Source organism: Pseudomonas sp. OTU5201, from assembly GCF_038440135.1.
GTDB classification, from domain to species: Bacteria; Pseudomonadota; Gammaproteobacteria; order Pseudomonadales; family Pseudomonadaceae; genus Metapseudomonas; species Metapseudomonas resinovorans.
In genome coordinates, this window is record NZ_JASATC010000002.1 from 128,104 (window position 1) to 144,478 (window position 16,375).

General features: G+C 64.2%; 12 protein-coding genes and 2 tRNA genes. 7 read left to right on the forward strand and 7 right to left on the reverse strand.

Going from position 1 to position 16,375, the window contains the following annotated elements:
* Nucleotides 1-67 precede the first annotated feature (67 nt).
* The 3 genes from AAHM40_RS01840 to AAHM40_RS01850 all read right to left on the reverse strand — a co-directional run bounded on the left by AAHM40_RS01840 (nt 68) and on the right by AAHM40_RS01850 (nt 2,887).
* Nucleotides 68-2,473 (reverse strand): bifunctional diguanylate cyclase/phosphodiesterase, encoded by a 2,406-nt coding sequence (locus AAHM40_RS01840; RefSeq protein WP_342243171.1) that lies wholly within the window; start codon nt 2,471-2,473, stop codon nt 68-70.
* A 146-nt stretch (nt 2,474-2,619) separates the two neighbouring features.
* Nucleotides 2,620-2,696 (reverse strand) — tRNA-Met (locus tag AAHM40_RS01845).
* A gap of 114 nt (nt 2,697-2,810) precedes the next feature.
* Nucleotides 2,811-2,887, reverse strand: a tRNA-Met gene (locus tag AAHM40_RS01850).
* 187 nt (nt 2,888-3,074) lie between these two features.
* Here AAHM40_RS01850 and dinB point away from each other — a divergent pair.
* Entirely contained in the window at nt 3,075-4,130 is a 1,056-nt protein-coding gene (dinB, locus tag AAHM40_RS01855) for a DNA polymerase IV (protein WP_342243172.1), read from the forward strand.
* Between the two features lie 142 nt (nt 4,131-4,272).
* Here the strand turns inward: dinB and AAHM40_RS01860 are convergent, their stop codons facing one another.
* Genes AAHM40_RS01860 through AAHM40_RS01875 form a run of 4 tightly spaced genes read right to left on the reverse strand, consistent with a single transcriptional unit; the run spans nt 4,273 to nt 8,952 of the window.
* Entirely contained in the window at nt 4,273-4,680 is a 408-nt protein-coding gene (locus tag AAHM40_RS01860) for an META domain-containing protein (RefSeq protein WP_342243173.1), read from the reverse strand.
* Nucleotides 4,677-5,117, reverse strand: coding sequence for a hypothetical protein (locus AAHM40_RS01865; RefSeq protein ID WP_342243174.1), 441 nt, complete (start codon nt 5,115-5,117; stop codon nt 4,677-4,679). Before AAHM40_RS01865 ends, AAHM40_RS01860 begins: the two co-directional genes overlap by 4 nt.
* A 35-nt stretch (nt 5,118-5,152) precedes the next feature.
* On the reverse strand, nt 5,153-6,136 hold the full coding sequence (locus AAHM40_RS01870; RefSeq protein ID WP_342243175.1) for a 2-hydroxyacid dehydrogenase: 984 nt from the start codon (nt 6,134-6,136) through the stop codon (nt 5,153-5,155).
* Nucleotides 6,137-6,195: 59 nt separating this feature from the next.
* The gene (locus AAHM40_RS01875; protein ID WP_342243176.1) at nt 6,196-8,952 is read right to left on the reverse strand and encodes an ATP-binding protein; all 2,757 of its coding nucleotides are present in this window, start codon (nt 8,950-8,952) and stop codon (nt 6,196-6,198) included.
* 114 nt (nt 8,953-9,066) lie between these two features.
* Here AAHM40_RS01875 and AAHM40_RS01880 point away from each other — a divergent pair, with 114 nt between their 5' ends.
* The 6 genes from AAHM40_RS01880 (at nt 9,067) to AAHM40_RS01905 (ending at nt 16,375) form a co-directional block, all read left to right on the forward strand.
* Entirely contained in the window at nt 9,067-9,780 is a 714-nt protein-coding gene (locus tag AAHM40_RS01880; protein WP_342243177.1) for a response regulator transcription factor, read from the forward strand.
* Entirely contained in the window at nt 9,777-11,129 is a 1,353-nt protein-coding gene (locus tag AAHM40_RS01885; protein WP_342243178.1) for a sensor histidine kinase, read from the forward strand. Before AAHM40_RS01880 ends, AAHM40_RS01885 begins: the two co-directional genes overlap by 4 nt.
* A gap of 185 nt (nt 11,130-11,314) precedes the next feature.
* Nucleotides 11,315-13,582 carry a TonB-dependent siderophore receptor gene (locus tag AAHM40_RS01890; RefSeq protein ID WP_342243179.1) on the forward strand — a complete coding sequence of 756 codons (2,268 nt, stop codon included), beginning with the start codon at nt 11,315-11,317 and terminating at the stop codon, nt 13,580-13,582.
* Nucleotides 13,583-13,596: 14 nt separating this feature from the next.
* Nucleotides 13,597-13,902 carry an iron transporter gene (locus AAHM40_RS01895; protein ID WP_342243180.1) on the forward strand — a complete coding sequence of 102 codons (306 nt, stop codon included), beginning with the start codon at nt 13,597-13,599 and terminating at the stop codon, nt 13,900-13,902.
* The gene (locus tag AAHM40_RS01900; protein ID WP_342243181.1) at nt 13,899-14,846 is read left to right on the forward strand and encodes an alpha/beta hydrolase; all 948 of its coding nucleotides are present in this window, start codon (nt 13,899-13,901) and stop codon (nt 14,844-14,846) included. The genes AAHM40_RS01895 and AAHM40_RS01900 overlap by 4 nt, the downstream gene beginning before the upstream one ends.
* On the forward strand, nt 14,843-16,375 hold the full coding sequence (locus tag AAHM40_RS01905) for a PepSY-associated TM helix domain-containing protein (RefSeq protein ID WP_342243182.1): 1,533 nt from the start codon (nt 14,843-14,845) through the stop codon (nt 16,373-16,375). Before AAHM40_RS01900 ends, AAHM40_RS01905 begins: the two co-directional genes overlap by 4 nt.

Sequence of the window (16,375 nt, forward strand, 5' to 3'; positions counted from 1 at the left end):
CAAGGGTGGGGGCGTGGCGTGCGGAAGCAGCGGGCGGCAATTTGTCGCGGCCAGGGGCCCGCGCCGGTCAGTGCCAGACCGAGCGGGTCTCCCAATCGCGGAACTGATCGGCGGGTATCGGCTGACTGATCTTGTAGCCCTGGGCAATGTCGCAGCCGTACTGGCCGAGCTGGTTGAGGGTCAATTGGTCTTCCACTCCCTCGGCCACCACGGTCAGGTCGAGGTTGTGGGCCAGTTCGATGATAGAGCGAACAATCTTCGCCGAGCCGTCGTTGCTGGTCATGCGGCTGACGAAGGACTGGTCGATCTTCAGCGAGTCCACCGGCAGCTTCTGCAGGTAGGCGAGGGACGAGTAGCCGGTGCCGAAGTCATCAATGGTCAGGTGCGCATCCAGCTCCTTGAGTGCGGACAGGGTCTGCAGCGACGCCACCGGGTCTTCCATCAGTGCGCTTTCGGTCAGTTCGAACTCGATCCAGTGAGGCTTGGCGCCCCAGGTGGCGAAGGAACCCTGGATACGCTCCAGAAGCCGGGGGTCACGCAGGTCGTGGGCCGACAGGTTGACTGAGATCGGTCGTTCATCGCCCTCTTCATGCCAGGCATAGCGTTGGCCCAGGGCGGTATCCAGCACCCAGAGCGTCAGCGGAGTGATCAGCCCGGTGTTTTCCGCCAGGCGCACGAACTCGTCCGGCGGCAGCATGCCGTGCTGCGGGTGGCGCCAGCGCACCAGGGCTTCGGTGCCGCAAACGCGGTTGCTGGCGATTTCGACTTTGGGTTGGTAGTAGAGCAGCAGTTCGTTGCGATCGATGGCGCGGCGCAGGTCGCCCATCAGCGTCAGGTGCTGGGCACATTCCTGATCGAGTCCGCCCTGGAACACTGCGAAGCCGGCGTTGGAGCGCTTGGCCTGTTCCATGGCGCTGCCAGAACGGCGGATCAACGCCTCCGGCGCCGTGCCATGGCCGGGGTAGAGCGCAATGCCGATGCTGGCCCGTGCTTCCAGATAGAGGCCAGACAGTTCCACCGGGTCGTACAGCGCCGTGAGTATCTGCTTGGCCAGTTGCGACGCCTGCTCGGCGCCGCTATTGGGCATGAGTACGGCGAACTCGCACTCACCCATTCGCGCCACGATGCGTTCTGCACCCACTACCTGTTTGAGACGGGAGGCGATCTCGATCTGCAGGCGATCGCCTTCGCGGTAGCCGAGGGTTTCGTTGATTTCCTGGTTGCGCGCGATCTCCAGCTGCAGCAGGCCAAAGGGGCGACGTTCCTGGCGAGCGTTGACGATGGCGGTATCCAGCAACTCGCGCAGGCGCACGCGATTGGGCAGACCGGTCAGGGTGTCTTCATAGGCCATCCTGCGGATCGTCGCTTCGGCTTCCATGGCGCGGGCGCGGGTACGCAGGGTGGTGATGCCAAAGCCCAGGTCATTGGCCATGGCCAGCAGCAATTCCACTTCCGTCTCATCGAAGGCGTCGGCGTGGGCCGCCATGATCACCAGCATGCCGATGAGGCATTCTTCGACCCGCAGGGGCAATGCCAGCGCCGCGGCGAAACCGTACTCGCGAGCTTCCTGGTGCAGCGCGGCGGCAGGGTCGTTGAGCAGGTCACGCATCACCAGCGGGTCGCCGGCCTGCAGGGCGGTTTCCAACTGGCTGTGAAAACCGTCGTCATGGCCGCCCGCACCCCAGCCCTGGCAGATGCCATTGGCAGCGTTGCAGGCCATCACTTTATAAGGGCGTGCCGGATCGTCCTGACGGTAGTCGACCCAGGCCTGGCGATAGCCGCACTCGTCTACCAGCACCCGGCATATCTCCGCCAGCAGCGGTGTTTCATCGTTGGCGTGGATCACCGCATGGTTGACCGCCACGCGGGTGGCCAGGGCACGATTGAGGGCGTCCACCTGGAGCTCGGCCTGTCGACGCTTGGCTTTGCCGCGCAAGGCCTGGAGTCCGAAAGCGAGGTCGTCGGCGGCCTCGCTGAGCAGTTCCAGTTCCCGCTCGCCGAAGGCATCCGGCTCCTTGGCGCAGATCGCCAGAGCACCGAAAACCTGGCCGTCCACCCGCAGGGGCAGAGACAGGACCGAGGCAATGCCGTGGGTGATGGCGCTTTCCCGCCATGGGCTGAGCCTGGGGTCGGTGAGGATATTGCGCGTGATGGTCGGGGCGCCGGTGCGGATGGCCGTGCCGGTGGTGCCGTGTCCGCGCTCACGGTCGGCCCAGGTGATGTTGAGGGAATCCACATAGGCCCTATCGAGTCCGACGTGGGCCAGGGGTGTGACCGACTGCGCTTCATCATGCTCAGCGCGGCCGACCCAGGCCATGCGGTAGCCGCCTTCCTCTACTACGACCCGGCAGATTTCCTGGAACAGGAAGCACGGCTCTTCGGCGCGCAACAGAGCGCGGTTGCAGCCGCTCAAGGTGCGCAGTGCGCGGTTCAGGTATTCAACTTCCTCGCTGGAAGCGCAATAGGCAGGCATGACCAACCTCCACCGAGTGGATGGGTGCGCTTCAAGTATAGAGGTCGAGGTCTTGCCGGACGGGAGACTGACGAGCAGCCTGGACAGACGGAGCAGGGGGAGGGGAAAAGAAAAAGGCCACTCCGAAGAGTGGCCTTTCTTGAAACTGGTTGCGGGAGCTGGATTTGAACCAACGACCTTCGGGTTATGAGCCCGACGAGCTACCAGACTGCTCCATCCCGCGCCGGCAATTCTACAGTTCTGGAGAGGACTGTCAAACGATTTCTTTCATTTAAATCAAATACTTAATTCAACCCAAACGAAAAAGGCCACTCCGAAGAGTGGCCTTTCTTGAAACTGGTTGCGGGAGCTGGATTTGAACCAACGACCTTCGGGTTATGAGCCCGACGAGCTACCAGACTGCTCCATCCCGCGGTCGCCATTCTACATTTCTGCAGGGGGCTGTCAAACGGTTTCGCAGAAAAATTCTTTTTCCCTCAAATATTTAGCAATCCGGGAGGCTTTTCGGGCGGCTCACACCAGTGCGCTAGAGCACCTGGGGAGCGGGCTGGCTGCGGTATCATCGCCCGCTACCGGAATCGCGCCCGCGCCACTGACCCTCATGCCGCAACGAAAGATCATCCACATTGACTGCGACTGCTTCTATGCCGCCATCGAGATGCGCGATGACCCCGCGTTGGCGGGAAAACCCCTGGCAGTTGGCGGCTCTCCGGACAAGCGCGGGGTTGTGGCGACCTGCAATTACGACGCGCGCGCCTACGGGGTGCGCTCTGCGATGCCGATGCGTACGGCGGTCAAGCTGTGTCCGGACCTGACCATCGTCCGGCCGCGGATGGACGTCTATAAAGGTGTCTCGCGACAGATCCACCAGATTTTCCGTGACTACACGGAGATCATCGAGCCGCTGTCTCTGGACGAGGCCTACCTGGACGTCTCCGACAGCCCGCATTTCAACGGCAGCGCCACGCGCATCGCCCAGGAAATTCGCCGACGGGTGGCGGCGGAGCTGCACATCACGGTGTCGGCCGGCGTCGCGCCGAACAAGTTCATCGCCAAGATCGCCAGTGACTGGCGCAAGCCTGACGGCCTCTACGTGGTGAAGCCGGATCAGGTGGATGAGTTCGTTGCGGCGCTGCCGGTGAACATGTTGCACGGGGTAGGCAAGGTGACCGCGGAGAAGCTGGCGCGCCTTGGCGTGCGCACCTGCGCAGACCTGCGGGATTGGAACAAGCTGGCGCTGGCGCGGGAGTTTGGAAGCTTCGGCGAGCGGCTCTACAGCCTGGCGCGGGGTCAGGATGATCGTATCGTGCAGGTCGATAACCGGCGGCAGTCCATCAGTGTGGAGAACACCTACGACAAGGATCTACCCAACCTGGACGCCTGCCTGGAGCGGCTGCCGGCCTTGCTGGACGAGTTGCGTGGACGCATGGCGCGACTGGACAGCACCTACAAGCCGGACAAACCCTTCGTGAAGCTGAAGTTCCATGACTTCACCCAGACGACTCTGGAGCAGGCTGGTGCCAGGCGTGACCTGGACAGCTATCGGCAGTTGCTCAGTGCGGCGTTTGCCCGGGGTGACAAGCCGGTGCGTTTGATCGGCGTGGGCGTGAGGTTGCAGGACCTGCGCGGTGCGCACGAGCAGCTGAACCTGTTCTGATGCGCGACCTGCTGTTCTGTAGGGGCGAATTCATTCGCCAAGCAGGCCGAAGGTCTGCCCTTCGACGCTGCGAGGGGCAGCGTTGCTGCCCTTGGCGAATGAATTCACCCCGACATGGAAAGGACGGAGCGGCAGAAGGCGATCAGCCTTCTACCGGCCACAGCCGGATCGGCTTGCCTTCGGCTGGCCACAGGCGCAGTTGATCGATGGAGGAAATGTCCCAGCGCTGTACCTTGCCCAGGGCGTCGAGGAAGCGCTGTTCTTGCTCCATCAGCGCGGGGGCGCACATCTTGCGGGTGCTGCCGGCGGCGCCGAAGGTCAGTTTGCCGCCTTCCAGGGTATAAGACGCGAACCAGTGGTTACAGCCGGCATTGCCGTAGGCGCGGTTGTCTTCGCCCAGGGTGATGGTCAGGTGGCTACGGTCGATCAGCGGACGTTCGCCGATCCATTCCACCTGGTATGTCGTGCCGGTCTTCAGCTGCGGGCGATCGGTCGCGCAACCGGCGAGGGTAGCGGCCAGTGCGGCCAGCAGCAGGGCTTTCTTGGTCATTTAGCGTCCTCCTGATGACAGTTCGGGCAGTAGTGCTTGCCGGCGTGGCTGCGCCAGCCCAGCTCGGCAATGCGCGCTTCGGCGGCCGGTGCCTGGGCCTGTTTGCCAAGGCCGCCGTCGACGGCGAACTCGAAGTCCAGGCGTGCGCCGCAGGCGTCGCAGTCCACATGCCAGTTGTGAATCGAAAGTTCCTTGAAGACCGGGCCCTTGGCTACCGCCAGCCATTGGCCGGGCGGGTTGATCAGGTGGCGGACCTTGTCCACGGACAGGCGCATGCTGAGGTCACGGCTGCCCTTGAGGGTCACCAGCAGGGTGTCGCCGGCCTGGATCGAACCGCCAGTACCTGTGACCTGGTAGAGGCCCGGTGAGAGGGCGCGGCATTCGTTCAGGGTGTGGGCGGGGTTGAGCAGGTTGTATCGGAAATCGTGTTCGGCCATAGGTCCTCCGGAAGCGCCGCGCATCCTAACACGGCCTAGGCGTCCACCTGATTGCACGGTCGCCCGGCGGCCCATGCAGTGATGTTGTCCAGGGTGGTGCGGGCGATGGCGGACAGGGCTTCGCGGGTGAGGAAGGCCTGGTGGGCGGTGACAATCACGTTGGGGAACGTGAGCAGCCGCGCGAGCACGTCATCCTGCAGAGGCAGGTCGGATCGGTCTTCGAAGAACAGGTTGGCTTCTTCTTCATAGACATCCAGGCCGAGGTAGCCGAGCTGGCCGGACTTCAGCGCGTCGATCAGCGCCGGGGTATCGACCAGGGCACCGCGCCCGGTGTTGATCAGCATGGCGCCGCGTTTCATCTGCTCCAGACTCTGGGCGTTCACCAGGTGGCGGGTGGCGTCGTTGAGCGGGCAGTGCAGGCTGATGATGTCGCTGTTGGCGAGCAGTTCCTGTAGGTCGACGTAGATGGCCCCAAGGGCCTCGACGCTGGAATTGTGCTGCGGGTCGAAGGCCAGCAAGCCGCAGCCGAAGCCGGCCATGATGCGGGCAAAGGTGGCCCCTATCTGGCCGGTACCAATGACGCCGACGGTCTTGCCCACCAGGTCGAAGCCGGTCAGTCCGTGAAGGGTGAAGTCGCCTTCGCGGGTACGGTTGTAGGCGCGGTGCAGGCGTCGATTGAGGGCCAGGAGCAGCGCCACTGCATGCTCGGCGACGGCGTGGGGAGAGTAGGCAGGTACCCGCACTACCGTCAGGCCGAGGCGTTTGGCGGCCACCAGGTCCACGTGGTTGTAGCCGGCCGAACGCAGCGCGATGAGACGTGTACCGCCGTTGGCCAGGCGTTCCAGCACTGGAGCGGAGAGGTCGTCGTTGATGAAGGCGCAGACCGCGTCGAACCCGTTGGCCAGGGTTGTGGTGTCGAGCGTCAGCCGCGCCTGCTGGAAGTGCAGTTCGAAATGGGGGCAGGCGCCGAGGAAGCTTTCGCGGTCATAGGCCTGGCTGCTGAACAGAATGGTGCGCATGGGGTCTCCTTGATTGTTCAGCAGCATAGCTGGCGGGTGGCCATTGCACGTGTCCCGGGTCAAGCCTCCAGTCGTGCAACCTCGGCCAGGCGGGCGATGGCCGCATCCAGTTCTTCAAGGGCCTGCGGGGCAGCCGGGTCGTTGTGCTTGAGCAGCGTTTCGCTGCGCTGGCAGGCGGCGCGCAGTTGCGGCACGCCGCAGTAACGGGTTGCTCCGTGCAGGCGGTGGACCCGCTCCAGAAGGCTGGTACGGTCGCCACTGCGGGCGGCCAGTTGGATGGCTTCGCGATCGGCGTCGAGGGAAGCCAGCAGCATGGACAGCATGTCTGCTGCCAGATCGGCCTTGCCGGCCGCCAGGCGCAGCCCTTCCTCCGGATCCAGTACCTCCAGGCCGTTGTCGTAATGGCTTTCCCTGCCCTGGCGTTGCGTCGGCTGACTGCCGAGGCTGAGGCCACTCCACTTGAGCACCACCTGGGCCAATTGGCGTTCGCCAATGGGTTTGGTCAAGTAGTCATCCATGCCGCCCTGGAGCAGGGCACGCTTTTCATTGGTCAGGGCATGAGCGGTCAGGGCGACGATGGGCACCGGATCGATGCGTTGCTCGCTCTCCCAGCGGCGAATCGCTTCGGTGGCTTGGGTGCCGTCCATGCCGGGCATCTGCACGTCCATCAGTACCAGGTCGAAGCGCTCGCGCTGCACCGCTTCCACGGCGGCGAAACCGCTGTCGACAGCTCGGACCTCAGCACCCATGTCGGTCAGCAGGGTCTGCACCAGCAGGAGGTTGGCCGGGTTGTCGTCAACGCAAAGCAGCCTTGGCGCGCGGCTGTTGTTCGGCTGCGGCCGGTCGATGCGCGGGGGACGCGGGCTGACCAGACCGCTCAGGGCCTGTTGCAGCTTGAGGGTGCATGCCGGTTTGGCCTGCAACTGGCTATGGGCTTCGGGCAGGGCTCGGTGATAAAGCGCCTGCTCGGTGGTGGGGCAGAGCACCAGACTCTTGCAGCCGAGCTGCTCCAGTTCCCAGGCCCGTTGGCTGAGCTGCTCTGGCGAGAGCGTCTGGACATCCGCGCCGATCACGGCGAGGCCGATGGGGCGGTTGCTCAGGCGGCGCGCGGCGACATCGTCGACCAGGGTGTCGATGCTGGGGTAGTCCAGCACCTCCAGGCCGCAATCTTCCAACTGGTGGTGCAGCGATTGGCGGGTCAGCTCCTGGGGTTCGAGCACCGCCACACGGCGACCGTCGAGACTGTGCAGGGTGGCGTCGTCGATCTCGTCCGTGGATTTGGGCAGGCTGAGGGTGATCCAGAACTCCGAACCCACGCCCGGCGTACTGCTGACACCGATCTCACCGCCCATCTGCTCGATCAGCCGCTTGGAGATCACCAGGCCAAGGCCGGTACCGCCGGCCTGGCGGGACAGGGAGTTGTCGGCCTGAGTGAAGGCCTGGAACAGGGCGCGCAAGTCCGAGTCGGTGAGGCCGATACCGGTGTCCTGCACGCTGATGCGAAGTTGCGCCAGTTCGTCGTCGCTGTCGTCCTCGAGCATGGCGCGCACAGCGATGGTGCCTTCGCGGGTGAATTTGATGGCGTTGCTGACCAGGTTGGTCAGCACCTGCTTGAGGCGCATCGGGTCACCCATCAGCTGCAGCGGGGTGTCGCGGTAGACCAGGCTGACCAGCTCCAGGCGCTTCTCGTGAGCGGCCGGGGCGAGGATGGTCAGGGTGTCCTGGACCAGATCGCGGAGATTGAACGGGATGTTCTCCAGGACCAGCTTGCCGGCCTCGATCTTCGAGAAATCGAGCACCTCGTTGATGATGTCCAGCAGGCTGTCGGCGGATTTTTCGATGGTGTTCAGGTAGTCCTGCTGACGCGAGGTGAGGTCGCTTTTCTTCAGCAGGTTGGTGAATCCGAGGATGCCATTGAGAGGGGTGCGGATTTCGTGGCTCATGTTGGCGAGGAACTCGGACTTGATGCGGCTTGCCTCCAGGGCCTCCTTGCGCGCCAGGTCCAGTTCGATGTTCTGGATCTCGATGGTCTCGAGGTTCTGGCGAACGTCCTCGGTGGCCTGGTCGATGTTGTGCTGCAACTCTTCCTGTGCGGTCTGCAAGGCTTCGGCCATGCGGTTGATGCCTGAGGCCAGCTCATCCAGCTCATGGCTGCCCAGGGGCGGCAGGCGGGTTTCCAGGCGGCCTTCCTTCAGCAGTGCGACGCCCTGTTTGATGCGCCGCAGCGGGTCGTTGATGGCTCGGCTCATACGCAAGGCCAGCAGGGCGGTGACGCCCAGGCCGGTGGTGATCAGCAGGAGGCTGGCGAGCAGGCTGCGATAGCCACGCAGCAATGTGCCCTGGTGGGACATCTCCAGTTCCACCCAGCCCAGCAGGTTGTCGCTGGGCAGCGGTGCGTTGTCGCCGGACAGCACCCGGTGACGCTCGAACACGGGCTGCAGGAAGCGCGTGGCATCGGTGTTGCTCTTCAGGGCGAGGTTGTCGCCCTCGCCGTCAGGACTCTCGTTGAGCATGCGCGGCCCGGCGTGGGCGAGGCGCTTGTGGTCGACGCCGATGAAGCTCACCGAGCGCACATCGGCCTGGTCCAGTGCGTGGTCGGCAATCCGCTCCAGCAGCATGGCATCGCCTCGGATCAGGGCGGGCGCGGCGAGTGGCGCCAGGTGCTCGGCGATCATCTGGCCGCGTTGAAGTAGCTGGGCTTGCATGTCGGCCTGCTGCACCCAGGTGAAATAGCCGCCCAGTACCAGCGCCAGCAGGCTGGTTGGCAGCAGCGTCAGCATGAGCACACGGCCCTTGATGCCCAGATCCTTGTACACGCCACTCCTCCCAATGCGCTTTCCGCGCAGTGTAGCGACTCATCGGGTGGGAATCCTCCGTCAGTTTTGTCAGAATTCGCATACGCTAATATTTCGCATTTGCAGGTTATTTTCATGCAGGTCACACCCCGTGCCCCCGCTCGCATCCTTGCCATCGAGGACGACTCCCTGCTGGCAGCCCATTTGCACGACCACCTGCGTGGTCGTGGCTTCGATGTCACGCTCCGCCACGACGGCAAGGAGGGCCTGGGGCTGGCCCGCGAGGAGGACTTCGACCTGATCCTCATGGACATCCTGCTGCCAGGCTGCAACGGCCTGGATGCGCTCGCCCACTTGCGCCGCGAACGCAAGGTACCGGTGATCCTGATGTCCGCCCTGGGCGCCGAACAGGATCGCATCGCCGGTTTCAGCCAGGGCGCGGACGACTATCTGCCCAAGCCCTTCAGCATGGGCGAGATGGAGGTGCGCATTGAAGCCGTGCTGCGCCGCGTTGCCTACGAGCGGGCGGAAGCGACGGTGGAACCCAACCAGGACCCGCAACTGGATTTCGTCGATAACCGCAATGACGTTCGCCTGGGTGAGCAGTGGGCGGGACTGACCCCCACCGAGTACCGGCTGCTCGATCTGCTTTCGCGCAATGCAGAGGAGGTGTTGAGCAAACCCTTCCTCTACCAGCAGGTGCTGCACCGCGCCTTCTCCCAGCATGACCGCGTGCTGGACATGCACGTCAGCCATATTCGCCGCAAGCTGCAGGCCGTCGGGTACAGCGCCGGGCGGTTGGAAACGGTCTGGGGCAAGGGTTATCTGTTGACGCGTCAGCCATCATGAAGCTGCCGGGGCGCCACTCGCTGTTCTGGAAGCTGGCGGTTCTGCTGGTGGCTTTCTGCCTGTTGGTGCTTTGGCTCAGTCGGTCCTGGAGTGCTTATGTGGAGCTACGCAGCTACCGCCTGACGCAAGCGGCCCGCGAGCAGCTCACGGCCTATGCCCATGAGGCGGAAACGGCCTGGATGCGTGGAGGTGCCGGGGGGGTCGATGCCTGGGTCGCGGACATGGCGACCCGCGAGTCGAGTTGGGTAGCGGTGATCGGCAGCGACCTGCAGTCCCTTGGCAGTCGCCCCTTGAGCGTCGAGGAGCGTACCCACCTGACCTTCATGCGGCGGATCGACTGGCCCATGAGCAAGCGTGCGGTCGGATTGCCGACCGTGAGCTTGCCTTTTCCGGGCAATCCGCACGCCGGCCAGTTAGTGATTCAGCTGCCCGAGCGCTTCCTGCCCAGTGGTTTCGGCATGGCCTGGCAACTGGTAATCCATGGCCTGGTGCCTGGTGCGCTGGCCTTGCTGCTCTGCGTGCTGCTCTACCGCGTGCTGATTTCACCCCTGACTCATCTGCGCGAGCAGGCCAACGCCCTGCGCGGAGACCGCCTGGGCACGCGTGTCGCCCGGGCAGTCAGTGCCCGGCAGGACGAGCTGGGCGAGTTGGGACGCGCCTTCGACCATATGGCCGGACGCCTGGAAAACACGGTCGCCTTCCAGCGCCAGTTGCTACGTGACCTGTCCCATGAACTGCGTACCCCCCTCAGTCGCCTGCGTGTCGCCAGCGAAGGCGCCGACGACATCGAAGCACTTCGCCAGCGCCTGGAGCGCGAGGTGCGCAGCATGGAGAGCCTGGTCAACGACACCCTCGAATTGGTCTGGCTGGACACGGATCGTCCCGAGTTGCCGCTGGAGGAGGTGGAGGTGGCCTCCCTCTGGGAGGTGCTGCGGGAAAACGCATCTTTCGAAGCGGGTTGGGATGTAGCTCGCATGCCTTGCGAACTGGGGCCGGAGTGCCGTGTGCGCGGTCATCTCAACGGCCTGGCCCAGGCCTTGGAGAACATTCTGCGCAACGCCATCCGTCACTCGCCGGAGTCTGGCCATGTGCGCCTGGGAGGCCGTCAGGACGGGGGACGCTGGCATCTCTGGGTCGATGATGAAGGCCCCGGAGTCGCTGACAGTCAGCTGGAAACCATCTTCATGCCCTTCACCCGACTGGCGGCTGAAAGGCCAGGCGGCGATGGCTTCGGACTGGGGCTGTCCATCGCCCGAAGCATGGTGCGCCTTCAGGGCGGCGAACTCTGGGCGGAAAACACAGGCACCGGTCTGCGCATGAACCTGCGGCTGCAAACGTATACTTTGTAAATTAGATTTACTCTCAAATAGGAATAAATAGCATTTGCGCCAATTCCCGAGCCGACAGCGGGGCAGGCCGGTTAGTTCCGGCCAGGCAGGGCGCATTCGCCATCTGATCCTTTAGCTCGACGTGTCGCCATGTACAGGGCGCCGTTTCCTTCGGCCCGGGTTCACCCGCGTCAAGGAGATGGAGCATGCAACCGCGTTTCAAACTCAGCCACCTGACCCTGGCCCTGCTGGCGATGTCCGCGCCTGGCCTCGGCTTCTCCGCCACTCTGGAACTCGAGGGTGACGAAGTGCCGGTGGAGTCCACTGACCTGCCGGTTCCCGGTACCCGCCAGGCCATGGAGCTGGAAGAAACCCGCGTGATAGGCACTGCCGAAGAGGAGCTGAAGCAGGCACCGGGTGTGTCCATCATCACCGCCGAGGACATCGAGAAGCGTCCGCCGGTGAACGACCTGTCCGAGATCATCCGTCGCGAGCCGGGCGTCAACCTCACGGGAAACAGCACCAGCGGCAGCCGTGGTAACAATCGCCAGATCGACCTGCGCGGAATGGGGCCGGAGAACACCCTGATCCTCATCGACGGTAAACCCTCCACCTCGCGCAACGCAGTGCGTTACGGCTGGAACGGTGACCGCGACACACGCGGCGAAACCAACTGGGTACCGGCCGAGCAGGTCGAACGCATCGAGATTCTCCGCGGCCCGGCGGCAGCCCGTTATGGCTCGGGCGCCATGGGGGGCGTGATCAACATCATCACCAAACGTCCGACGGACAAGCTTGGCGGCTCGGTCACCGCCTTCACCTCGCTGCCCGAGGACGACGCCGAAGGCATGAGCAAACGCACTAACTTCAGCCTCAACGGTCCGCTTACCGATGCCCTGTCCTTCCGTGTGTACGGTGGCGTGAGCAAGACCGACGCCGACGATGCCGACATCAATGCCGCTCACCAGGCAAGCGATGATTCGGTCGTCGCCGGACGTGAGGGGGTTCGCAACAAGGACGTCAACGGCCTGCTCAGTTGGCAGCTGACGCCGGAGCAGACCCTTGACCTGGAAGCCAGCTACAGCCGCCAGGGCAACATCTATACCGGCGACACCATGAACAACAACGCCGGCGGCAACCCGGACTTCATCAGCAGCCTGATCGGCAAGGAAACCAACGTCCTGCAGCGCACCAGCTATGCGCTGACCCATTCCGGTGACTTCGATTGGGGCACTTCGACGGCGTCCCTCAGCTATGACTACACCCGCAACTGGCGCCTCAACGAGGGCCTGGCCGGCGGACCTGAGGGCGCGCCCAGCGAAGGCGCTGGCGATTTCACCTCGCGCCTGCGCAACACCCGCGCCAACGCCGAAGTGAACCTGCCACTGAGCTTCGGTCTGGAGCAGGTGCTGACGCTGGGCACCGAGTACCTCTACGAGACCCTCAATGACCCGGGCTCCATGCGCGCGCAGAGCTTCGACCCCGGCACCAGCGGCGTGCCGAGCCTGGCAGGCTTCGACCGCAACAGCACCAAGACCTCGGCCTACAGCTACGCCTTTTATGCCGAGGACAATATCGAGCTGGGGGCGGACACCATCGTCACGCCGGGCCTGCGCTACGACAATCACCAGGACTTCGGCCCCAACTGGAGCCCCAGCCTGAACGCGTCGCACCAACTGACCGACGAGCTGACCCTCAAAGGCGGTATCGCCCGCGCCTACAAGACGCCGAACCTCTACCAGTCCAATCCCAACTATCTGCTCTACAGCCGCGGCAACGGCTGCAACGCCAACGAAACCAACAGCGGCGGCTGCTACCTGGTTGGTAACCCGGACCTGGAACCGGAAATCAGCGTGAACAAGGAAATCGGCCTGGCGCTGGACAAAGGGGCCTGGCGGACCAGCGCGACCTACTTCCGCAACGATTACAAGAACAAGATCGTCGGCAGCAACGATTTCGCCTTCCTCCTGGCCAACGGTCGTCGTGTGCAGCAATGGGAGAACGCCGGCAAGGCGGTGGTCGAGGGGGTCGAGGGCAACCTCTTCGTCGCCCTGGCACCGAATCTCGACTGGAACACCAACGTCACTTACATGATCGAGTCGGAGAACCGCGATACCGGCGAGCCGCTGAGCATTATCCCGGAGTACACCATCAACACGTCGCTGGACTGGCGCGCGACCGAGCAGCTCTCCTTCCAGGTCAATGCCACCCATTACGGCAAGCAGGAAGCACCATCGCTCAACCCGCGCACCGACCAGCCCTACGACAGCAGTGCGCAGAAAGATGTAGACCCTTACTCCCTGGTGGGCATCAGCACCGGCTACGAGTTCAACAAGAACTTCAGCGTGCGCCTGGGGGTGAACAACCTGTTCGACAAGCGCATTTATCGTGAGGGCAACGCTGGCGACGCGGGCGCCAACACCTACAACGAGCCGGGGCGCGCTTACTTCGCCTCCTTCACCACCTCCTTCTGAGGGTTGGCAAGTCGATGATCGCCAGGTTGTTCACCTGGGTTGCGCCAGCCTGGCTGGCGGTGCTGTCACGCAGCGCCGCCGCCTTGTTTGGTGGCTACCTGTTCAGTTACGCCTTCACCGCCGCCCTGGCCCGGCTGTCGCCACTGGACGGTGCGGACGCCGTGATAGTCGCCACGCTGCCGTCCTTTGCCGTCTTCACCTTCGCGATCCTCTGGGCCTTCGCCGCGCGCAGTGCGTGGAAGGCCTGGTTGCTCGCCGCCTGGGCGTTGCCGCTGGCGGCTGTGGGCTTCTGGCCGCAACTGTTGGAGAGGGTGGCATGAGGCGGCTGCTGCTCGTCTTCTTGTGCTGCTGGCCCTGGCTTTCTGCAGTACAAGCCAGGCCCGACCTGGACAGGGCAGATGCGCCGGGTGTCGCTGAGCAGGGCTCTGCGTACTACCGGTTCCAGTCGCTGGTGATGACGTCCGCCGACGGCTTGCGCGGCTACGAGGTGCGAATAGGCATTCCTCGGCGATTGCCGTCGGCGGCCGGCTACCCGGTGATCTACTTGCTCGATGGCAACGCCGCAATCGAGGCACTACGCGAGGAGTGGCTGGCCGAACTGGACCGAGCCGATCCGCCCGTACTGGTTGCCATTGGCCATGCCGGGAACCGTCGCTTCGACGTAGCGATGCGGACCTACGACTACACGCCACCGATGGACGTCGAGCCGATCTGGGATGACCTCGAACAGACCCGCCGCGCTGGCGGGGCAGAGCAGTTCCTCGGGCTGATCGAGACCAGGCTCAAGCCGCAGGTGGCGGACCTGGCGCCCATCGATCCCGGACGTCAGTCCCTTTGGGGGCACTCCTACGGCGGACTGTTCGTGCTCTACAGCCTGTTCAGCCGGCCCGATGCCTTTCAATCCTACGCAGCGGCAAGTCCATCGCTCTGGTGGCGGGACGGCTACCTGCTGCAACTGGAGAAACGCTTCGGTGGGCTCGCCGCCGGTCAGCGAGCGCGCTTGCTGATGACCAAGGGTGATGCTGAACAGCCCTCGCGAATACCGGCCAATGCTGCCGAGCGGGAGCGGCTGCGCCAGCGTGCGTCCGTCCCAGCCGAAGCGGCGCGTCACATGGCGCGACGCCTCGGTCAATGGCCCGGCCTGGCCACTCGCTACATCGAATTCCCGGGGCTCGGGCATGGCCCTGCCCTGGCCGCCTCATTGCTGCCCACGTTGCGAATGGCCGCTGGGGTTTCCCTTGAGCATTTGGAGGTTCAGCCGTGAAGAACACCTTCACCCAATCCATGGCCTGGCTGCACACCTGGGGCGGCCTGCTGTTCGGCTGGTTGCTGTTCGTCATTTTCCTTACCGGAACCCTCGCAGTGTTCGATCAGGAGATCGACAACTGGATGCGTCCTGAAGTGCCGGTGCGAGCGGTCTCCCAGGCTGAGGCGGCCGAACGCGCGCTGACCTGGCTTGGCGAGCACAAGGCTGACGAGCGGATCTGGAGCATCAGCCTGCCCAGCGAACGGGCACCGGACCTGGTGGTTTCTACCGGTGGCCGTCGCCACGGCGGCGGCCAGCATCTCGATCCAGCCACGGGCGAGCCTCTTGCTGTGCGTGAAACCGCTGGCGGTCTGTTTTTCTTCCGTTTCCACTTCACCCTCGACCTGCCGCGAAACATTGGCATCTGGGTGGTCGGGCTGGCGGCAATGGCGATGCTCGCGGCTCTGGTTTCCGGCATCGTGATCCACAAGAAGATCTTCAAGGAGTTCTTCACTTTCAGGCCCGGCAAGGGCCAGCGTTCCTGGCTGGATGGCCACAACGCCAGCGCAGTGCTGTTGCTGCCGTTCCACCTGATGATCAGCTACACCGGCTTGGTCATCTTCTTTCTCATCTACATGCCCGCGGCGGTGGATGCCCTGTTCGAGGGTGACTTCCGTGCCTACGCCGAGGCCCAGCACGGCCATCGTCACGAGCCGAGTCCGCGTGGGCCGGTAGCGGCCGCGCAGCTGACCGACCTGGGCCCGGTGCTGGCCGAGGCGGAGCGGAGGATGGGACCCGTGGGCGGTGTGGTGATCCAGAACCCTGGACGTGCCGATGCGCGTATCGAGGTTCGGCGTGTGCTGGGCAACCGCATCGCACTGACCAAAGGGCAGAACATGGTCTTCGATGGGGTGACCGGCGACTTGCTGGAAGGGCCGCCAGAAATGCGGGCCGCCCAGCTCACCCAGCGGGTGATGGCCGGTCTGCATTTCGCTCAGTTCGGCGGTTATCCCATGCGCTGGCTCTACTTCTTCTGTGGCCTGGTGAGCAGCGCGATGATCGCAACCGGTCTGTTCCTCTTCACCGTCAAGCGCCGTCGTCGGCCCGATGCAGAGGGCGCCGTAACCGCCGCTCTTTATCGGGCTGCCGAGCCGCTGAATGTGGCGGTGGTGGCTGGCCTGACCCTGGCCTGTGTGGGCCTGCTCTGGGCCAACCGTCTGTTGCCGGTGGAGTTGACGCAGCGGGGTACCTGGGAAGTGCGGGTGTTCTTAGCCCTCTGGGTCCTCAGCCTGGGGCATGCCTGGCTGCGCCCGTACCTCGCGGTCTGGCGCGAACAATTGGGGCTGGCGGCGTTGCTTTGCCTGGCCTTGCCGCTGGCCAGTTTCCTGGGCCTGGAAGCGCCCTGGACCGAGCGAAGCCGGCTGTTGCTGGAACTCACTGCCATGGCGTGTGGCCTGCTGCTGGCCTGGGCGGCGTACAGGGTTCGTCCCGCTGTCGAACGGTCGGCTGCGCGTCGCCCATCCCGCACGCTGACGGAGGTGAACTGA